Here is an 18,643-nt window from a genome sequence, read left to right on the forward strand (position 1 = left end):
AGACGGGCCGAGCACAGTTCAACCAGATTCAGCGCCTACTGGACAAGACAGTGAGGCTGTCGGTGTGATCGACTGAGCACGGGATTCTGCTCGATTATCGATGACAACGACCAGTCAGCACAGGCGAAGGATTCAACAGACAGACTGTCGAAGCCGATATCACATGGGGACCGTATTCGACGATCCGGTGTCTCTTTTTGTTTTCTACGGTGCAATCGCTGTAGCGCTGGGGCCAGATATTCTCCGAGAAATACGTCACCGGCGTTCCGATACTGAAACTGCCAAGACGCGAGACGAGGGGTCGAAACGGGTTATCGGTGTTGCCGTTGGTAGTGGCTTCCTCGCAGGCGTTGCCGCCGTTTATGTATTTCCTGCAATGTCCATTTTGGGGGATGTTCGCGTTCTCTTCGTGGGAGGGATTGCTGTTCTGTTCCTCGGTACTGGGCTCCGACAGTACGCAGTGCGAACGTTGGATGACTACTTTACGAGTTCCATCAAGATACACCAAAGCCAGCAGGTCGTCGATACAGGTCCGTATCGATGGGTTCGACACCCATCTTACACTGGGGGTCTTGTTCAATATACTGGGATAGCTCTCGTTCTTAACAACTGGATAAGCCTCATTGTGATCGTCAGTTTGCTCTTCATCGCGTATTTCTATCGCATGCGTATTGAGGAGCGCGTCCTTTCGAAAGAACTCGGCGAGCCATATCTGGATTATTTGGAGCGCACGCCTCATCGACTGATCCCCTATGTATGGTAGAAAAGTATGCACATTCAGGTTCTAGATAAAAATCTAACACGTAGAATGTACGTGTGGTGGAAGAATAGTTCGATAGTTTCAATGGGAAACAAACGAAACCCATGTGTTGAACTTATCTCTCTATCCAGCAGGCGGCTTTTGGCAGAGTTCAGAAAAATCGAGAGTTGCTTCTGTAACTACTCACCCTATACTGATCGCAACGCATACGTCAGTTTAGTCCGAAACTCAGTTTCAACGCTTCGTCCACCGCCTTCATCGTTTCTGTGTCGAGGCTTCCAAGCACCGAGTGAACCCGTTTTTCGATGGAGACGACACGTATCTGGTCGAGACGGACCGAGGAATCTTTCTCGAACGGTGACTCCGCCGCTTCAACGAGGACCTCGAACGGATAGCCTCGATACGTTCCCGTCGCAGGTGCGACAATAGTTGTACTGGCATTTTTGTTCCCAACATCGTTCTGGACGACTACCGCAGGGCGAGTGTTCTTCATCTCGGAAGACCAGCACTTCGAGATCTCGTTCCCTTCCGCAGGATCAAGCCGAACGATAACAACGCCGCCGCGACGAATTTCCGAGTCCTCGCTCATTTATCCAGCCCGTCCCACGCCTCGTCCGATGCTTCGTCCCACTCTTCTGCAAGCTCTTCCGCACTCTCAGATGCCTCGCGGTACGCAGCAGCCAGTTCATCTTCGTTGGGTTGGCCAGATTCCACCTCGACGACGGCGACGGTTACACGCTTGTTCGCGTACTCTGTTCCGAGATAGATTCGACCTCGATCATCGGTCTCGTTAGTTCGGAAATCCCGAGCATCTACTTTCGTCATGTTTCCGACTTGGACATTGCTGAATGAGTTTTACCCACTATTACCCACGGTAGATATTTTCTGTGATTCGTACCATGGAGTTCATCCACCTGAACGACGTTGAACAAAGGCCCACTAGATAACCACCAAACCGATTAGTCGCTCGCCAAGGTATCGAGAACATGGACGTGCTCGGGGCGCTCGAGGCCGAGTCAGGTCTCGTCGCTGTCGTCGGGGCAGGTGGGAAGAAAACGACACTCTACGCGCTCGCACGGCGAACCGCCGACCGAGGAGCGCGGACAGTCGTCACTGCAACCGTCAGAATTCCGATCTTCGACCGACAGGTCGAGCGAGTCGTCGTCACCGACGATCCGATCGCGGCCGTCGAGCGGACGGATGCAGAACTCGATCAGGGACCCCTCGGCGTCGTTCCCGATACGGAAGGCGAGGATCGGTACGTCGGCTACGAGCCGTCGGTGGTCGCCGACCTCGCAGCGAGCGGAGTGGCGGATCTCGTCCTCGTTAAAGCCGACGGGGCTCGGACCCGCGAACTCAAAGCGCCCGACGATCACGAGCCACAGCTTCCGCGGGCCGCGGAGACGGTCGTCCCGGTCGCCAGCGTCGCCGCGGTCGGTTCGCCGCTCTCGACCGATCAGGTTCACCGGCCCGAACGAGTGGCGGCGATCACCGGACGCGAGATCGGTGACCCGATCCGGCCGATCGACGTCGCTCGAGTCCTCGCGAGTGAGCGGGGCGGACTGGCGGACGTCCCCGACGACGCGACGGTCGTCCCGCTTCTCAACAAGGTCGACGACGCCGCGGCTGCGGAGGTGGCTCGCGAGATCGGGACGGCAGTGCTCGAGTCGACGCCGCGCGTCTCGCGGGTGGTCCTCGCGCGGATGATCGCCGACGAGCCGGTCGTCGACGTACTCGAGTGAGAGTGACGGCCGGACGACCGAGGGATTAGTGGGGCGCGCGATCGGCATCGAGCCGTTCAGCCGCCGCCTCGAGTTCCTCACGGGTGTTGACGTTCTCGAACGTTTCGAGGGTCGCGTGCTCACGCATCTCCGATTCCTCGAGGACGACACAGTCGAGATCGGCGAGTGCCTCCACGATCCGGCGGTCCCCTCGCTCGAGCGCGCGTTCGCAGGCCTCGGCCGTCGCGTCGGTCCGGTAGACCGCCTGCGTCGGCTGGTACCACTCGTCTACGCGTACGACGGCGGCGTCGTGGCCGATCGCGCGGTCGAACAGGTACTCGAGAAAACCCGGATCGACGAACGGCATGTCACAGGCGACGGCGGCCGCGTACTCGCCGTTGGCCGCGCGAAGCCCCGTCGCGATGCCGGCGAGTGGGCCCTGGTCGGGGACGGGATCTACCGCGAAGCAGGTCGTCTGGTCACGATCGATGTCCGTCCAGTGGGTGCCGGACTCGAGGGCGTCACGGATCGCGGACACCTGTTCGGCCCGGCAGTTGACGACGAGGTCGTCGACGAGGGGTCGGATTCGGTCGGCGACCTGGCGGATCATCGGCGTTCCCGCGAGGTCGGCGACGGCCTTGTCGGCCTCACCGAACCGCGTCGAGTGACCCCCCGCGAGGACGACGGCTGACCGCTTCGATGGTTCGGAGTCCGCGGTCATACCCGACAGTTAGTCGGGCCGGCTCAAAAGGGTCCGGGCCGGGCGGGTGAACCGACGATCGGTTCGGCCGGCGGCGACCGGCCGGAGCGTTGTCACGCGGAGTCAGGGTGACCGTCGTCACCGAGTCTGAACAGCGCCGTATACAGCGTCCACGGGTCGGAGTCGAAGCAGCCGGCGAGTTCCTGACACCGCTCGAGGTACGTTTCGTACGTCGAAATCGACGGCGGGTCGGGGTAAGATCGCTCGAGGTCGCCGGCCGCGTGAAGCGTCGCCCACACCCGTGGCCCGACGACGACGTACTCGTCGGGATCGATAAACTGGAGGAAACCGGAGCCGACGGGAACGTCGACCCCGTCGAGTTCTATCAGCGACTCGAGACCGACCACGGCGTCGTCTGCGTTCACTGCGTCGTCGATGGCGCTCCTGACGTCCTCGAATTCGGTGTCCCAGAACCGACCTTCCGCCTCCCGTCGCCGGTCGTCGGGATACGCGCCGAGAAAGCGCCGGTAGTACCAGCGGACGACCCAGGCAGCGTCGCGTCGTCCGTACTCGCCCGACGCGAACGCGCCGGGCAGCGTCTCGAGGTTCTCTTCCTCGACGACGGCCAGCGGGGCCTGTTCCCGGTAGGCCCGCGCCTCGGTCTCGACGATCGGTCGCGTGAGTTCCATTGCGATAGTGTTCGTCGTGACCGGTGTTAGCAGTTCGGACGAACCGGTGCTGGTGACACGTCAGTATGGTATGTCACCGGGGTCTCGAGCGAGAGCCGACCTCGAATTCGACCGACGATATTGGCTTCTGGGCCGAGACGGGTTACTGTCGGTCAGTGCTGACACACCTGCGACCCGGGCGGTGGGTCGCCGGGACGTCGGGACAGGAATCCGTATGAGAGAAACACTCATGCACGCTCGAGTGGTGAATGGATACAACGCGGTTCGATTTCGAGGGGTACTCCACGAATGTCCAGTGACCAACGGGACACGATCGAGACGATCTGTCCCTACTGTGGCGTCGGGTGTGGCATCAAAATCAGTCAGGGAGACGAGCGCGGCGACGTCCGCTTTCGGCCCTGGGGCAACGCGCCGGTCAACGAGGGGCGCATCTGTATCAAGGGCGGCGCGGCGACCGAGGTCGTCGACCACGAGGATCGGCTGACCGATCCCCTGATACGGGACGACGGTGAGTTCCGCGAGGCCACCTGGGAGGAGGCCTACGAGTACGTCGTGAGCGAACTCGAGCGCATCCGAGACCAGTACGGGCCGGACGCGATGGGATTTTTCGGCTCCTCGAAGACGATGAACGAGGAGAACTACCTCCTCCAGAAACTCGCCCGCCGCTACGGGACGAACAACGTCGACAACTGCACGCGGATGTGTCACGCCTCGACGGTCTGGGCGCTGCGGACCAGCCTCGGCGCGGGGGCGATGACCAACAGCATGGCGGATTTGCGAGAGGAGTGTGACCTGTTCTGGATCCAGGGGGCGAATCCGGGCGAACAACACCCTATCGCGAACAGCCAGTACTTCCGGCAGGCGGTGTTAGACGGCGCGACCGTCATCCAGGTCGACCCCCACGCCAACAAGACGACGCGATCGTTCGAGATCGACGACACCGACCGCCACCAGCACCTCCAGTTGAATCCGGGAACCGACATTCCGTTGTTGAATATCGTTCTGAAGACGATCCTCGAGCACCACGAAGACCGCCCCGAAGACGGCTGGATCGACGAGACGTTCGTCGAGGAGCGCACGGATGGCTTCGACGATCTGCAGGAAACGCTCGAGGGGTTCGACAATGAGGCGGCAGCCGAGGAGTGTGGCGTACCCCTCGAGGAGATCGAACTGGCCGCCGAGAAGTACGCCGAGGCCGACAATGCGGCCATCTTCACCGGGATGGGGATGAGTCAACACCGCTGTGGGGTCGACAACGTCCAAAACGAGATCAACCTGGCGTTGATCACGGGCAACCTCGGGCGGCCCGGCACCGGCGTCAACCCACTGCGTGGGCAGAACAACGTCCAGGGGACCTGCGACGTCGGTGCGATGCCGAACGTCCTGCCGGGCTATCAACTCGTGGACGACGACGAGGCGCGCGAGCGCGTCGAGGACGTCTGGGGGTTCGAGATACCGGACGAACCGGGTCTGACGAACGTCGAGATCTCTCACGAGTTCGGCAACTCAGTCCACGGCCTCTACGTCGTGGGTGAGAACCCGGTCATGAGCGAACCCGACGCGAACCAGGTCGCCGAACGGATCAAAGACCTCGAGTTCCTCGTCGTTCAGGACATCTTCCTGACCGAAACGGCAGCGTACGCAGACGTCGTCCTGCCAGCGACGTCGTGGGCCGAACGCGACGGAACCGTCACGAACACCGACCGGCGGGTCCAGCGAATGCGCGGCGTCGAGAAAGTCCACGAGAACACGAAACACGACCTCGAGATTCTCTCGGAGATCGGTAGCCGACTGTTCGACGGTGACGAGTCGGGTTCGACGGAGAGTCAGGCGGTTCCCGGCGGCGGCTTCGCGTTCGACGATCCGGAATCCGTCTTCGAGGAGCTCCGGGAGGTCTGTCCGATCTACCACGGAATGAGCTACGACGCACTCGGGACGGAGGGGCTTCACTGGCCCTGTTACGTCCCCGGTGACGAGGGCGATCCCTACCTCTACGCCGAGGAGTTCGAGACCGAGAGCGGGCTAGGTCGGATCGAAGGCGTCAGCCACACGCTGCCGGCGGAAACGCCCGACGACGAGTACCCACTGATCCTGACGACCGCGCGGGTCGAGGAACACTACAACACGGGGACGATGAGCCGTCGATCGCCGACGCTCGAGCGACAGGTCCCCGAGAACGTCGTGGATATCCACCCTGCCGACGCCGAGCGATACGGCGTCGAAGACGGCGACGAGGTCACGCTCTCGTCACGACGCGGGGAGATCGAGGTCGTCGCACAGGTAACCGAGGACACGAAAGAAGGCGTCGTCTGGACGACGCCACACTTCGCGGCCGCCTCCGCGAACCGTCTTACGAACGACGTACTCGACGATAAAGCGAAGATCCCGGAGTACAAGGCCGCCGCGGCCGAAATCGAGGTCGACCTCGAGTGAGCGACACGAGCGAACTGGTATCACGGGATTGATTATCGGCCGGTTCGAGGTGTGACCGATGAGTATTCCGTCGTTCGTCATCGGCATCGCTGGCGGGACGGGCGCCGGGAAGACGACCGTCGCCCACGATGTCGCGGAGGCCGTCGGCGAACCGCTCACTCGCATTCCCCTCGACAACTACTACGAAGATCTCTCACACCTCGAGTACGAGGACCGATCGACTGTCAACTACGACCACCCGTCGGCGTTCGAGTGGGAACTCCTCCGCGAACAACTCGACGCCCTGTTGACCGGCCAGTCGATCGAGATGCCCCAGTACGACTTCGAGAGACACGTCCGGACGGACGAGCACGTGACCGTCGACCCCTCGGAAGTGATCGTCCTCGAAGGCATTCTCTCGCTGTACGACGAGGAGATCCTCGAGATGCTCGACCTCCGGGTGTACGTGATGACCGACGCCGACGTTCGAATTTTGCGCCGGATCGAACGCGACGTCGTCGACCGCGGCCGGGAGTTAGCGGGTGTGATCGAGCAGTACCTCGAGACGGTCAAACCGATGCACGAGCGGTTCGTCGCGCCGACGAAGAAGAACGCGGACGTCATCATCCCCGAGGGATCGAACCGGATCGCCGTCGATCTTCTCATCGACAAGATCGAAGCCGAACGCGGCAGTTCTGATCTCGAGGAGTTCGACTCAGATCCCGATTCGGAGCTCGAGGAGTTCGACTCGGGTCGAGGCCCGACTCTCGATCGGGGCGAATCTGGGACCGAGTCACCCGACCACTTGGGCTCACCCGAGTGAGTGTGATCGCCCGGTTCCCGTCGATCGAACAGGTGCGAAAAAGTACATGTGGGTCGGCGTCGACGGGACAGGTATGGCTCGTCCCTCCGCTACGACCGTCGTGATCGGTGCGCTCGCCGGTCTGACGAACGTCGCCGCCGTCCTCGCACTCTACGCTCGCGCGGGATACCCGACGCTCGAGTCGGCGTCGAGTGTCGCCGTTCTCGCAGTGACCGCCTTCGCCGTCGGATTCCTCCCGGTATCGGTCTCCGCACACACCCGTCTCCTCGCACCCGCGGCTGGATTCGTCTTCGTCCTCGGTGGAACCGTCTCCGTGGAGTTGGCGACGCCGAATCCGGAGTGGAGCACGCTCGACGGATACGTGATCGTCGACGGGCCGACCCACGTCGCGAGCTACGCGAACACGTGGTACGTCTGGCTCTCGTTGCTGCTGGTCGCCGGCGGCCTCGAGTTCGCGATCAGGCGCGGCTACGGCGTCGGCGACGACCGTCTTCGGAACCTCCCCGCGTTCCCGCTCTCGAGATCGGAGTTGGCGTGGTCGGTTCTCGGTCTCGGAGCACTCGTCGGCGTCGCGACCACGCTGTTGGTCCTTCGGGCCGGCATTCGCCCGTCGGTCGCCGCGATCGCAGTTCTGGCGGTTACGACCGTCGTCGCGGCGGTCCCGCTGGCTGCGCTGTACGCTCGTGGGATCGTCTCGCCGGCGATCCTGTTCGCGTTGCTCGTGCCATATTTCCTGACTATCGAAGTCTTCGTGACGACCGACAGCCCGGTTCACATCCTCCTGTTCGGCCCGTACGCGCTCGTTCTCGTGCTCGTGTGGGCGCTCGAGTCGGCCATCAGATCACGGCTGCGCGGCTGGGACGGCGGTCGGTTCGCGAGAGAAAATCCGACGTGAGCCTCCGGGGGCCGACCGCTACGGCCCGCCGGAACGGTCGAGTTCGACACCCTAAAGCGATCGGACTCTGTGATTCGAGTATGGAGTATCACGAGGCGGTTGACTTCCTCTTCGGTCTGCGGCGATTTCGCCCGAAGCCGGGGACGGAGTCGACAGCGCGACTCCTCTCGCATCTCGGTGATCCACACGAGTCGATCGAGTTCGTCCAGATCGCCGGCTCCAACGGGAAGGGGAGTACGGCCCGGATGGTCGAACGGACGCTCCGCGAGGCCGGGCTCTCGGTCGGACTCTACACCTCTCCACACCTGACGGACGTCAGAGAACGCGTCCGGGTCGACGGGCGGAAGATCCCACGGTCGGCGGTCACCGAGTACGTCGAAGCCGTCCGCGACTACGTGAGAGCGCGAGCCAGCGACGGCGAGTCGCCGACGTTCTTCGAGACGATGACCGGACTCGCGCTGTGGCAGTTCGGTCGACAGGACGTAGACGTCGCAGTTCTCGAGGTGGGAATCGGCGGGAAATACGACGCGACGAGCGTCGTCGATCCGATCGCGAGTGCGGTCACGAGCGTCACCTTAGAGCATACGGGGATCATCGGTGACACCGAGGAAGCGATCGCCCGCGACAAGGCTCACGTCGCCCCCGCCGACGCCTCGCTGGTCACCGGCGTCACAGGCTCCGCACTCGAGGCGGTCCGCGAGGTCGCGGGTGAGGTAATCACTGTCGGCGCGACCGACGGCGGTGATACCGGCGACGCCAGCGACGACGGTGCCACCGATGACGGCGAACCGGTAGACGTTCGCGTAACGTACGAAGGTCGGACGAACCACACCGAAGCCGCCGTGTCGATCGAGGGTGCGGGGCTCGACCTCGAGACGAGGATTCCACTTCCGGGCAGACACCAGGCCGAGAACGCCGGGATCGCCGCCGTTCTCGCCGGCCAGATCGGCGATGTGAGCGAAGCGAACCTCGAACGTGGCCTCCGAAACGCCCACTGGCCCGGCCGGTTCGAGGTGATGGGGACCGATCCGCTGGTGATCCTCGACGGTGCGCACAATCCCGGTGCTTGCGAGCAACTGGCCGAGACGCTCGCCACGTACGAGTACGACGACCTGATCGTCGTCTTCGGCGCGATGCACGACAAGGACCACCGCGAGATGGTGGCTGCGTTGCCGATCCCCGATGCGGTGGTGGCGACGGAGCCGTCACTCGAGCGCGCAGAGGAGGATGCGGTGCTGGCCGAGGTGTTCGCGAACGCCGGCGTCACGGACGTCCGGACGAACCCCTCCGTCCCCGATGCCCTCGAGGCCGCTCTGGCGGAGGTCGGTCCGGACGACTGCGTGCTCGTCACGGGATCGTTGTTCGCAGTTGCAGAAGCGCGCTCGCGCTGGTCGACAGTGAGCGTCCCGAAGCGAATCCGGAATCGCGACGACGCCCGCGACGCGCTCGAGGGGGCGGACGTCGACGCGGTCGACGTCGACCGAGCCGAACGAAGCGCGATACACCGGGTCGTCGAAACCAATCTGCAGGTGAGCCAGGCGAACCGGCTGCAGGAAGAACTCCTCCGTCTCGGTGGCGAGTGCGTTCTCACCGGCGGCGACCGAACCGACGAGCGCGTCGACGCCGTCCTGATGGGGACGCTCGCGCAGTTTACTAGCCTCGTCGAGACCCTCGAGTCCCACTCGCCTGGACGCGGCGGTGTTCGATCGATCGCGCGGGACCTCCGGGAGAGCCTCGAGATCGGATCGTCGGATCCCGAAGTAGATCCGTGGTACCCGTGGCACGACCGCACCGCAGTCATGGGGATCCTGAACGTCACCCCCGACAGCTTCCACGACGGTGGCGAGTACGACTCGGTCGACGACGCCGTCGCACGCGCCGAGGCGATGGTCGACGCGGGCGTCGACGTGATCGACGTCGGTGGCGAGTCGACACGTCCCGGTGCGAAACCGGTCCCGACCGCGGCGGAGATCGATCGCGTCGTCCCGGTCGTCGAACGGCTGGCCGACCTCGACGTTTCGATCGCGATCGATACTCGAAAGGCTGCGGTCGCGGACGCGGCCCTCGAGGCCGGTGGCGATGTCGTCAACGACGTCTCGGGTCTCGACGATCCCGAGATGCGTTTCGTCGTCGCCGACCACGACGCGGGCCTGGTCGTGATGCACAGTATCGACACTCCCGTCGTTCCGGACCGCAAGGTCGTCTACGACGACGTCGTCGAGGACGTGATCGACCAGCTGTCCGAGCGAATCCTGCTCGCCGAGAAGGCCGGGGTCGACCGCGATCGGATCGTCGTCGATCCCGGAATCGGGTTCGGGAAGTCTGCCCGCGAGAGCTTCGAGATGCTCGGACGCCTCGAGGAGTTTCGTGCCCTGGACTGTCCGATCCTCGTCGGCCACTCCCACAAGTCGATGTTCGCCCACGTCGGTCGCGACGCAGACGACCGCCTCGAGGCGACCGTCGCGGCGAGTGCCCTCGCTGCCGACCGCGGCGCAGACATCGTTCGGGTCCACGACGTTCCGGAGAACGTCGCGGCGGTCCGGACGGCGCTGGCAGCGCGGAACCCGGAGCGGTTCGCGTGGGACTGATACGATTTCTATCGGTCAGTACCACCGCGTCCGGGACCCACTCTCCGGGAGCGGCGGGACACGGTTACAGCAATCCGTATGAAACGGGTTTCCCCTCGAGCCGTCGGTTACTCCTCGAACGTCACTGGCGGAGACGAAAGGTCCTTAAGTTCCAACCGCCTACGGAGAGATGGATAGGTCGGGCAGTTTGGCCCTGCTCAGTACCCGCGCTATGGTCATCAGCGGGGACCGAACGCCGTGGGCGTCCGGTCAGACCGGCCGGGGCCCCGGGAGCCAACATGGAAGCCTCGTCCGTCGGGGACAGCGGTCCACGGTGGCCGTCCGCAGGGACGTCCCACCGTGGTTAGCCGGCGACAGCCCATCAGGCGCGGAAGCGAGCAGTGGACCGCCGGACACCTGTCGCTCGACGGGTCGCGGGGTGGAGAAGGCAACCGGGATTCCCCCGTTCGGAACGACGGGCAATCGCGGCTTCCACACTCATACTTCATCAGAATTACAGTGCCGACGAGTTACGACACCGTTCGTACGGGTACGGATATGTGGGACCGTCACCCTGGCAGTCCCTCACGGAACTGACGATAAGAGACCGTATCAGGCGTCAGCCTGCCAGGTCCGCACCCTGTCGGCGCTGATGCCGTCCACCGAATCGGCGACGTCGTTCGGATCGGCGTCGACCAGTTCGTCGATGCTCTCGATACCCGCGTCGGCGAGCTTTTCGGCGGTCTTCGCTCCGAGTCCATCCAGAACCTCGAGGTCTGTTCCGCTCTCGTTTTCGCGGGCCTGAAACTCCTTGTAGTTACAGATCGGACAGCCCAGTTCCCAGGGCTCGTCGCCGTTGTGAACGACGAGTTCGGGAAGGTCGTGTTCGTCGCAGTACTCGTCGGTGACCTCGATATCACCTCGGCGGGGAAGTGGCAGCGAGTACTCGCAGTCGGGATAGCGCGTACAGCCGACGAGCCGCGAGCCGCTCTGGAGGGTTTTGATCGCTAACTCGCCGCCGTGTTCGTCGGCGGTTTCACCGCCTTCGTCTCGCGACGTTCCCGACGTCGCGCTGTCCCCGCATTCCGGACAGTCGCCGAGGATCGGCCCTTCACCCGCCTCCTCGGCCTTACAGAGCGGACAGCCGTGGACGAACGTCTGGCGACCTGCGAGCATCTTCACCTCGTTCAGGCCGTGTTCCTCACACTCGTCATCGAGGATGAGCGGTTTTCCCGTCGAGGGCAACGGAAGGGTGTACTCACAGTCCGGATAGCCGTCACAGCCGACGAAGTACGAGCCGTGACGACTTCGACGGACGAGCAAGTCCTCGCCACACTCCGGACACGGCCCCAGTCGCTTGTCGTCTTTCAACGACTTGCGGAGGTGGTCGCCGATCTCCTCGCGCGAGTCCGCCAGACTCGCGAAAATCTCCTCGAGCATCTCCCGGGACTCGTCGGTGACGTCCTCGAGCCCGGCCTCGCCGGAGGCGATGGCGTCCATGTCCGCCTCGAGTTGGGCGGTCATCCCCTCGCTGACGACGCGGTCGGCGTAGTTCTCGGCCGCGTCGACGACGGCCATCGCGAGCTTGGTCGGACGCGGCGGGTCGCTCTCGATATACCCCCGGTCGTAGAGCTTCTCGATGGTGTTGTGTCGCGTGGAGTTGTGGACGACTGTACCGCTTTGTACGGCGAAGTTGGGTGCGCTCTCGTCGATCGTAAGATCGTACACATAGCCGTCGTACTCGCGTTCCTCGACATCGATGACCTCGACGCCGGACGGACGACCCAGCACGGCCGCGTAGATCGTGTCGTCGAACGCCGTAGCAGCATATCGGATCGTCCGGAGTCCACTGGTGGATCGATTACTGCCCTCCACACGCTTTTCGACGTACCCGGCGTCGCGTAGCGATCGGACGTACTCGTTCACGCGAGCTCGAGAGACGCCCAGTTGTGAGGCGAGTTCGTCCGACGTTTTGGGTTCCGCCGACGTCAGTTCGAGTATCCGCGCCTTGCGTCGAGTCACGTCGTACTCCTGGAGCGCGTCGAGGCCGCGATAGAACTTCTCGTCCGCAGCGATGGGAACGACGTCGAGGAACCGTTCGAGGTTCTCGCGGCCACGGACGTGGAGCTTGTGCTGACCAGGAGCCAATTTCGAGTCGATTCCGCGGCGGTCGAGCATCTCCGACACCGCCTCGAGCAGTTCGTGGTCGGTGTTCGAGATGAAGAGTTTGCCGTCGAGGCTAGCGTGGCCTTCGTCGTCGAACAGTGCGCCGACGAACGTCGGCCCGAGCGGTTCCGGCACGATCGGCCGTCCGTCTTCGATCACCGTTTCGAGGACGAACCGCAAGAGACGGCCCACGGCCGCCGGGAGATTCACCTGGTACTTCGTTTTGTGGTGGTCCTCCCGCCCGTCACGCTCCGTAATCGTCGGCTCGAACCCGAACAGCGTCTGGACGTCGCTTGCGAATCGATCGATGAGATGGCGGTCGGTGTTGTGATACCGGACGTCGACGACGTTCTCGTCCTCGTTGACGTGGATCGAGCCGTCGCCCAGCACGTGTGCAACGATGCGAGCGAGCGTCGGACTCCACCGTAACGGGAACGGGTTCTCGACGGTTTGATCGTAGTTCAGACCGTGGAGTTCCTCGGGGCGGATCCCGAGTTCGCCGAGGATCCACACCGGGACGTCGCGTTTCCCGTTCTCGTAGTCGCTGATCGCCGGTCGATCCGCACCGATTCGCTCGGCGAGATCGTACTGCGTTTCGTTTCGCTCCCCCCGATAGTCGGCGAGTCGATCGCGACAGTCGATCCCGTACAGCTTCGAGGAGATCGTACACGAGGTCGCGAACTCGGACCAGTCGGCGACGACGTCGTTTTCGTCGTATTCGACACAGTTGGCGGGTCGAGTCGACAGCAGCCGGTCACCCGGAGCGACGTCGGCGGCGGGGACGATCTCGAATCCGTCGTCCGTACGGAGATACATCGGATGGTCGGACGTCACCGAAAGCGACCCGGTTTCGGTCGTAACCCGAACCACGCACTCGTCGGACTCGAGCGGGCGCTGACTCACTAGCGTCTGCTCTCGCTCTGTGACACGCCCGGTCGTTTCGTCGACCGAGAGCGACGTTGGGCCGTGTTCGTTGATCGCGATTTCGGTATCTCCGTCGGCCATCACGACTGCGCCGTCGTCGAACAGGTCGGACACCGGCGTCCGGACGACGTCGTCGGTCCCGTCGCGGTGAAGTACGTTCGTTTCCGCCGTGAGGCATTTCGTTCCGATCCCCATGTCCTCCATGGTCTCGATGAGCCGAGACTGGCCGTACCGACGTGGCGGCTGGGTCTCTTTGTCCTCGAGTTCGACGGCATCGATCGACAGCTCTTCGCCCTCGTCGACGTCGGGGACGAAGTTCTCCGACGTACTGAAGTACGGGTAGACGTCGTGGTAGCCGGCCTCGAGGAGGCGTTTCCCGTTGGCTTTCAGCCGGTGATCGCCGACTTCGGCGACGACCTTGAGGTGTTCCCAGACGGCGGCGTCGGCGACGGTCGCGTAGAACCGACGGACGACGAGTTCGAAGACCTCCCACTCGTCGTCGGAGACGTCGCCTCGGGCGGGGATCTCGCCGGTCGGGTGGATCGGCGGGTGGTCAGTCGTCTCCTCGTCGCCTTCCGTCGGGGCGATCTCGTCGGCTTCGAGGAGGTCTTCGGCGGATTCGCCGAGCGTCGGGTGGCCGACGAAGTCGTCGAGCAGTTCCTCCGGATCGAGGTCGTCGGGGTAGACGGTGTTGTCGGTCCGCGGGTAGGTGAGGTAGCCGGCGGTGTAGAGGTCCTCGGCGATCGACATCGCCCGCTGGGCGGAGTAGCCCAGCGAGCCCGCGGCGCGGATGAATTGCGTCGTGTTAAAGGGTGCCGGCGGCGCGTCGGTACGCGTCCGTCGATTGACGTCGACGACGGTAACCGTCTCCCGCTCGGAAAGCGTCTCGTAGACCGATTCGGCGACGTCTTCGTCCCAGACGCGTTCGGCCTCGTTGTCGTCTTCGTCCCGGTAGAAGTACTGCGCGTCGAAGGCGTCGGCACCGTCGGTCTGCTTCTGGAGGTCTGCGAACAGTTCCCAGTACTCCTCGGGGTCGAACGCCTGGATCTCGCGCTCGCGGTCGACGATCAGCTTGAGCGTCGGCGACTGTACCCGGCCGACGGAGATGAAGTCGTTGCCGAGCTGGCCGGCCGACAGCGAGAGGAATCGGGTGAGCGCCGCACCCCAGATGAGGTCGATGATCTGGCGTGCCTCGCCCGCGGCAGCGAGGTCGAAGTCGAGGTCTTCGGGCTGGTCGAAGGCGTTCTGGACCTCGTTTTCGGTGATCGACGAGAAGCGAACGCGGCGGATTGGAACGTCCTCGTTGACGTCGCGAACGATCTCGTATGCCTCCTTGCCGATGAGTTCGCCCTCGCGGTCGTAGTCGGTCGCGATCGTCACGCGGGTCGCCTTGCGCGCGAGGATACGAAGCGTCGCGACGATGTTCTCTTTCGTGGCGGTCTTTTCGATCTCCGCGTCGATCAACTCGACCGGTTCGACGTCGCGCCAATCGGAGTACTCCGACGGGAAGTCGACACCGACGACGTGTCCCGACAGCCCCACGCAGCGTTTCCCACCCCACTCGTAGACGTTGACCCCGTTCTCCCGACTCGAGTCGTAGCTCTCTCCGCTCAGAATGTCGGCGATTCGTCTCGCGGCGTTGTCCTTCTCGGTGATGATCAGTTCCACCGGCGATCACCTCTCCGGTCTCGAGCGGTCGGCACAAAAGTGCCCGGGCGAATATCCTGCATCGTCGCTCGCTACGACTGAGGATCTGATAACGCTTTCGCCAAAACCAACAGACAGCGCGGGTGTGCGCGTGGTCGCGCCACGCGCGTGAGGAGTTACCACCGGCTATTCGATCGGCGTACTGGTCGACGGCTTCCCCACCGGCGTATCGATGGACGCCACATCGGGGCGAACTACGATCGAAGCGTCTCGAGTGCCCGAGGCCAGTAGGTCCCATCGGCCTCCGCGTATCCGGCGGACGTACCACCCAGTTGGAGGTTCTCTCGGTTCCCCGTCGGCACGTACGGATACCGGATTGCGTGGCCGGCATCGTCGAAGACCAAGTGATCGTACTCGTGGGAGAAGTCGCGTTCCTCGAGACGGTCTTCGGCGACGGAGGTGAGTTCAGTCGACTCCCACAGCAGGTCCTCGCCACCGGAGACGAGCAACACGGGGCCGTCGTTCTCCTCGACGGCGATCGCCGCCTCTTCGCGTTCGTCGTCGCCGGTAAAGTGAGGAATGGGTTCGCCGTCCAGCGTCCAGGCGTGTTCGGTCGCGTGTCCGGGCGAGAGTCCGGTTACCACGACCCCGCTCCCGTTGAGACTGACGACGGGGCCGACCGAATCGAACCGACTCCCGGCCAACAACGCGAGTTCGCCACCCCTCGCCCGTCCGAACAGTCCCACCTGAGAGTCCTCGACCCGGTCGTGATCGAGCAACCACGCCGCGGCTTCGTTGACGAGTTCGAGGGGAACCTCGACGAGTTCGTCCGGGAGCCCCTCGGCCCCGTAGTAGTGGAGTGCGAGGGCGACGAACCCGTTCGATGCGAGCATTCGCGCGTAATCGGTCAGTGGTTCCGCCTCGGATGCGTGTAGGACCACGACGGCGGGTACTGGATCGGACCCTGGCGGTTCGAACGCCACTCCGGCGGGCCCACCGTCGAGTTCCGTCACGGTGAGTTCCGGATCGCCGAAGGTTCGCGTCATCGTCGACGCGCCGAGGACGTCGTCGCCCGCGGATACCTCGAGCGAGAGCGTCTCTTCCGGCGGCGGTGTGTAGGTAGATCCCTCCCCGTCGACCGTCTCCATCGACTGGATCAACTGCATCGTTCCCGCGTCGTCGTCCGTCCCGTCCACCGGGACGTCAGCCTCGAGATCGATCGTGCCGTCGGTGGCCTCGTACGTCGCAGTCGTCGACCACGTGACGTCGTTGTCGTCGTCCGCCGTCGCGGTCACCTCGACTTCCTCGCCCGACGGCAGTCCGCTGATCTCGAGCGAGAACCGTTCGTCGATCCGGACGGACTCGGGGTGGTCGAACGTCGGTTCGGTTTCAGCTATCGACCGGACCTCGCCGAGACAACCACTCGTCGTACCGACGACACCTGCACCAACCACGCCGAGAAATCGACGACGATTTGCATCCGCCAGCTTTCCCCCAGATGTTTCCATATGCGAACAACTCGATAATATGTTTTAAATTTTTGTTATACCATATATAATATTACTCGTCCAGTGTGGGACCGATAGCCCGATTCGAGAGCGGATAGTGGCCGCCGTCCGCGGAGGATCGTCTCGAGCGTTCGCGGTCGGTCCGAAACCCCGACACCGGCCGCGGACGCGCCGAGGGACTGCCGACCGAACGCAGCGGGGCGATCGCGGCAATCCGGGACCGTGAGCCGAGTTCTTTTCAGGTGTCCGGGCGAGGGACGGATAGGAGCACGACTTGTGGGAGAGACGGATCCGGAAACCGAGCGCAAGCGCGTCGACATGACGACGGGGGCGATTCCTCCGAAACTGCTACACCTCGCGTGGCCGCTCGTTCTCGGGAACCTCCTGCAGACGTTTTACAACCTCGCCGATATGTTCTGGGTGGGCCAGATCGGTGACGGCGGCATCTCCGTCGCGGCCGTCTCGCTGATGTTCCCGCTCTCGTGGATGTTCGTCTCGACGGCCATGGGGCTGACGGCGGCGACTATCGCGCTGGTTTCCCAGTACGTCGGCGCCGACGACGACCGGATGGCGGACAAGGTCGTCGCACAGACGGTGTTGCTCGCGCTCGCCGTCTCGGGCGTACTCGCCGCCATCGGCCTCTACTTTCGTCGGCCGCTGCTGTGGCTGATCGGCGCTCGCGACGAGGTGTTCGTCGAGGCGCTCGCGTACATCGAGGTCATCTTCCTGGCGCTGCCGCTGACCTTTCTCTTCTTCGCGTTTCGCTCCTCGCTACAAGGTGCCGGGGATACGAAGACGGCGATGTGGCTCGTGTTGATTTCGGCGGGCGTCAACGTCGTGATCGATCCCTTCTTCATTCTCGGCTGGGGGCCGTTCCCCGAGATGGGGACCCGTGGTGCGGCGGTCGCGACGTTCATCTCGCGAGCGATCGCGGCGGTTGCGGGGATCTACATTCTGCTCGACGGGAGTTTCGGCGTTCGACTGCGGCCCGGCGATCTCACACCCGACGTCGGAATCTTGCGACAGTTGATCGACGTCGGCTATCCGGCGACGATCGACGGCTGGGCCCGAAGCTTCGCGTCGGTCGCGATGGCCGGCTTCGTCGCCCGGTTCGGTGCCGCTCCGACGGCGGCCTACGGGATCGGCGTTCGGTTGATGTCGGTGACGTGGGCAGTATCGGGCGCCGTCGGCAACGCGACCGCGACCGGCGTCGGCCAGAACCTCGGCGCGAAGACGCCCGACCGCGCCGCGGCCGTAGCGCGAACCGCGACGGCGGGAACGATGCTGGTCATCTTCGCCGTCGCGGCCGTGCTGATGGCGTTTCCGGCCCAGGCCATGCGGGTGTTCGTCGCGGACCCCGAGGTGATCGCCGAGGGCGTCGTCTTCCTGCGGATTATGGCCCCCTTCTGGGCGCTGTTCGCCGGCGTGATGGTGATCCAGGGCGCGTTCCGCGGGGCCGGGAACACCCGGGAGGCGATGGTGCTGTCGTTTCTCTCGCGGTGGATCTTTCGGGTGCCCGTCGCGCTCGTGCTCGCGTTCACCGCCGTGACGATCCCGATACTCGGCGTGACGATCCCGACCGTACCGGGGATCGACCTCGGGATCGAAGGGATCTGGTGGGCGTACTCTTTCGGCATGGTCGCCTCCTTCGCCGTCGCGGTCGTCTGGTTCCGGCTGGGTACCTGGCGGGAAGGGATCGTCGACGACGGAGCGGACGCCGGGGCGACCGAACATGGCGAACGCGAAGCCGAGACTGACGCTGAGTTCGTCGACGACTGATCGGTGTAAGTCATTTCCGATGAGACCGCGACCCGTCCAGTGACACACCAGG

General features: G+C 63.8%; 13 protein-coding genes and 1 other RNA gene. 8 read left to right on the plus strand and 6 right to left on the minus strand.

All coding sequences use genetic code 11. The annotated features are described in order from the left end of the window. Positions 1-163: 163 nt before the first annotated feature. Positions 164-763, plus strand: coding sequence for a methyltransferase family protein (locus tag FYC77_RS17375; RefSeq protein ID WP_149082764.1), 600 nt, complete (start codon positions 164-166; stop codon positions 761-763). A gap of 208 nt (positions 764-971) precedes the next feature. Here the strand turns inward: FYC77_RS17375 and FYC77_RS17380 are convergent, their stop codons facing one another. Together FYC77_RS17380 and FYC77_RS17385 are read right to left on the minus strand one after the other, a co-directional pair. After that, a complete protein-coding gene (locus tag FYC77_RS17380; RefSeq protein ID WP_149082765.1) occupies positions 972-1,349 on the minus strand; it encodes a type II toxin-antitoxin system PemK/MazF family toxin in 378 nt (125 codons plus the stop codon). Further along, on the minus strand, positions 1,346-1,585 hold the full coding sequence (locus tag FYC77_RS17385; protein ID WP_149082766.1) for a hypothetical protein: 240 nt from the start codon (positions 1,583-1,585) through the stop codon (positions 1,346-1,348). The genes FYC77_RS17380 and FYC77_RS17385 overlap by 4 nt, the downstream gene beginning before the upstream one ends. Before the next feature lie 161 nt (positions 1,586-1,746). Here FYC77_RS17385 and yqeC point away from each other — a divergent pair, with 161 nt between their 5' ends. Continuing rightward, entirely contained in the window at positions 1,747-2,502 is a 756-nt protein-coding gene (yqeC, locus tag FYC77_RS17390; RefSeq protein WP_149082767.1) for a selenium cofactor biosynthesis protein YqeC, read from the plus strand. A gap of 25 nt (positions 2,503-2,527) precedes the next feature. Here the strand turns inward: yqeC and FYC77_RS17395 are convergent, their stop codons facing one another. Both FYC77_RS17395 and FYC77_RS17400 read right to left on the minus strand, forming a co-directional pair. Continuing rightward, positions 2,528-3,202, minus strand: a complete 675-nt coding sequence (locus tag FYC77_RS17395) for a molybdenum cofactor guanylyltransferase (RefSeq protein WP_149082768.1) — start codon at positions 3,200-3,202, stop codon at positions 2,528-2,530. Between the two features lie 92 nt (positions 3,203-3,294). Next, a complete protein-coding gene (locus FYC77_RS17400) occupies positions 3,295-3,870 on the minus strand; it encodes a hypothetical protein (protein WP_149082769.1) in 576 nt (191 codons plus the stop codon). Between the two features lie 288 nt (positions 3,871-4,158). On the opposite strand from FYC77_RS17400, the gene fdhF reads away from it, so the two are divergent. The 5 genes from fdhF to ffs all read left to right on the plus strand — a co-directional run bounded on the left by fdhF (position 4,159) and on the right by ffs (position 11,066). After that, positions 4,159-6,303 carry a formate dehydrogenase subunit alpha gene (gene fdhF, locus FYC77_RS17405; RefSeq protein ID WP_149082770.1) on the plus strand — a complete coding sequence of 715 codons (2,145 nt, stop codon included), beginning with the start codon at positions 4,159-4,161 and terminating at the stop codon, positions 6,301-6,303. 58 nt (positions 6,304-6,361) lie between these two features. Beyond that, positions 6,362-7,105, plus strand: a complete 744-nt coding sequence (gene udk, locus FYC77_RS17410; RefSeq protein ID WP_149082771.1) for a uridine kinase — start codon at positions 6,362-6,364, stop codon at positions 7,103-7,105. Positions 7,106-7,178: 73 nt separating this feature from the next. Continuing rightward, on the plus strand, positions 7,179-8,000 hold the full coding sequence (locus FYC77_RS17415) for a hypothetical protein (RefSeq protein WP_149082772.1): 822 nt from the start codon (positions 7,179-7,181) through the stop codon (positions 7,998-8,000). 80 nt (positions 8,001-8,080) lie between these two features. Beyond that, a complete protein-coding gene (gene folP, locus FYC77_RS17420; RefSeq protein WP_149082773.1) occupies positions 8,081-10,588 on the plus strand; it encodes a dihydropteroate synthase in 2,508 nt (835 codons plus the stop codon). 165 nt (positions 10,589-10,753) lie between these two features. Beyond that, positions 10,754-11,066: signal recognition particle sRNA (gene ffs / locus FYC77_RS17425), an RNA gene on the plus strand. A gap of 113 nt (positions 11,067-11,179) precedes the next feature. On the opposite strand, the gene FYC77_RS21195 is transcribed toward ffs, so the two are convergent. Together FYC77_RS21195 and FYC77_RS17435 are read right to left on the minus strand one after the other, a co-directional pair. Further along, positions 11,180-15,325, minus strand: coding sequence for a DNA topoisomerase I (locus FYC77_RS21195; protein WP_149082774.1), 4,146 nt, complete (start codon positions 15,323-15,325; stop codon positions 11,180-11,182). A gap of 233 nt (positions 15,326-15,558) precedes the next feature. Continuing rightward, on the minus strand, positions 15,559-16,812 hold the full coding sequence (locus FYC77_RS17435; RefSeq protein WP_149082775.1) for an acyl-CoA thioesterase/bile acid-CoA:amino acid N-acyltransferase family protein: 1,254 nt from the start codon (positions 16,810-16,812) through the stop codon (positions 15,559-15,561). A gap of 318 nt (positions 16,813-17,130) precedes the next feature. Here FYC77_RS17435 and FYC77_RS17440 point away from each other — a divergent pair, with 318 nt between their 5' ends. Then, a complete protein-coding gene (locus FYC77_RS17440) occupies positions 17,131-18,591 on the plus strand; it encodes an MATE family efflux transporter (protein ID WP_149082799.1) in 1,461 nt (486 codons plus the stop codon). Positions 18,592-18,643: the final 52 nt, after the last annotated feature.

The sequence above is a fragment of the Natrialba swarupiae genome (assembly GCF_008245225.1).
Taxonomy (GTDB): domain Archaea; phylum Halobacteriota; class Halobacteria; order Halobacteriales; family Natrialbaceae; genus Natrarchaeobius; species Natrarchaeobius swarupiae.

What these genes read in the sequence shown, in the direction of transcription:
- FYC77_RS17375 (WP_149082764.1), top strand. Translation starts at nt 164, where the DNA reads ATGGGGACCGTATTCGACGATCCGGTGTCTCTTTTTGTTTTCTACGGT.
- FYC77_RS17380 (WP_149082765.1), bottom strand. Translation starts at nt 1,349, where the DNA reads ATGAGCGAGGACTCGGAAATTCGTCGCGGCGGCGTTGTTATCGTTCGG.
- FYC77_RS17385 (WP_149082766.1), bottom strand. Translation starts at nt 1,585, where the DNA reads ATGACGAAAGTAGATGCTCGGGATTTCCGAACTAACGAGACCGATGAT.
- yqeC (WP_149082767.1), top strand. Translation starts at nt 1,747, where the DNA reads ATGGACGTGCTCGGGGCGCTCGAGGCCGAGTCAGGTCTCGTCGCTGTC.
- FYC77_RS17395 (WP_149082768.1), bottom strand. Translation starts at nt 3,202, where the DNA reads ATGACCGCGGACTCCGAACCATCGAAGCGGTCAGCCGTCGTCCTCGCG.
- FYC77_RS17400 (WP_149082769.1), bottom strand. Translation starts at nt 3,870, where the DNA reads ATGGAACTCACGCGACCGATCGTCGAGACCGAGGCGCGGGCCTACCGG.
- fdhF (WP_149082770.1), top strand. Translation starts at nt 4,159, where the DNA reads ATGTCCAGTGACCAACGGGACACGATCGAGACGATCTGTCCCTACTGT.
- udk (WP_149082771.1), top strand. Translation starts at nt 6,362, where the DNA reads ATGAGTATTCCGTCGTTCGTCATCGGCATCGCTGGCGGGACGGGCGCC.
- FYC77_RS17415 (WP_149082772.1), top strand. Translation starts at nt 7,179, where the DNA reads ATGGCTCGTCCCTCCGCTACGACCGTCGTGATCGGTGCGCTCGCCGGT.
- folP (WP_149082773.1), top strand. Translation starts at nt 8,081, where the DNA reads ATGGAGTATCACGAGGCGGTTGACTTCCTCTTCGGTCTGCGGCGATTT.
- FYC77_RS17435 (WP_149082775.1), bottom strand. Translation starts at nt 16,812, where the DNA reads ATGGAAACATCTGGGGGAAAGCTGGCGGATGCAAATCGTCGTCGATTT.
- FYC77_RS17440 (WP_149082799.1), top strand. Translation starts at nt 17,131, where the DNA reads ATGACGACGGGGGCGATTCCTCCGAAACTGCTACACCTCGCGTGGCCG.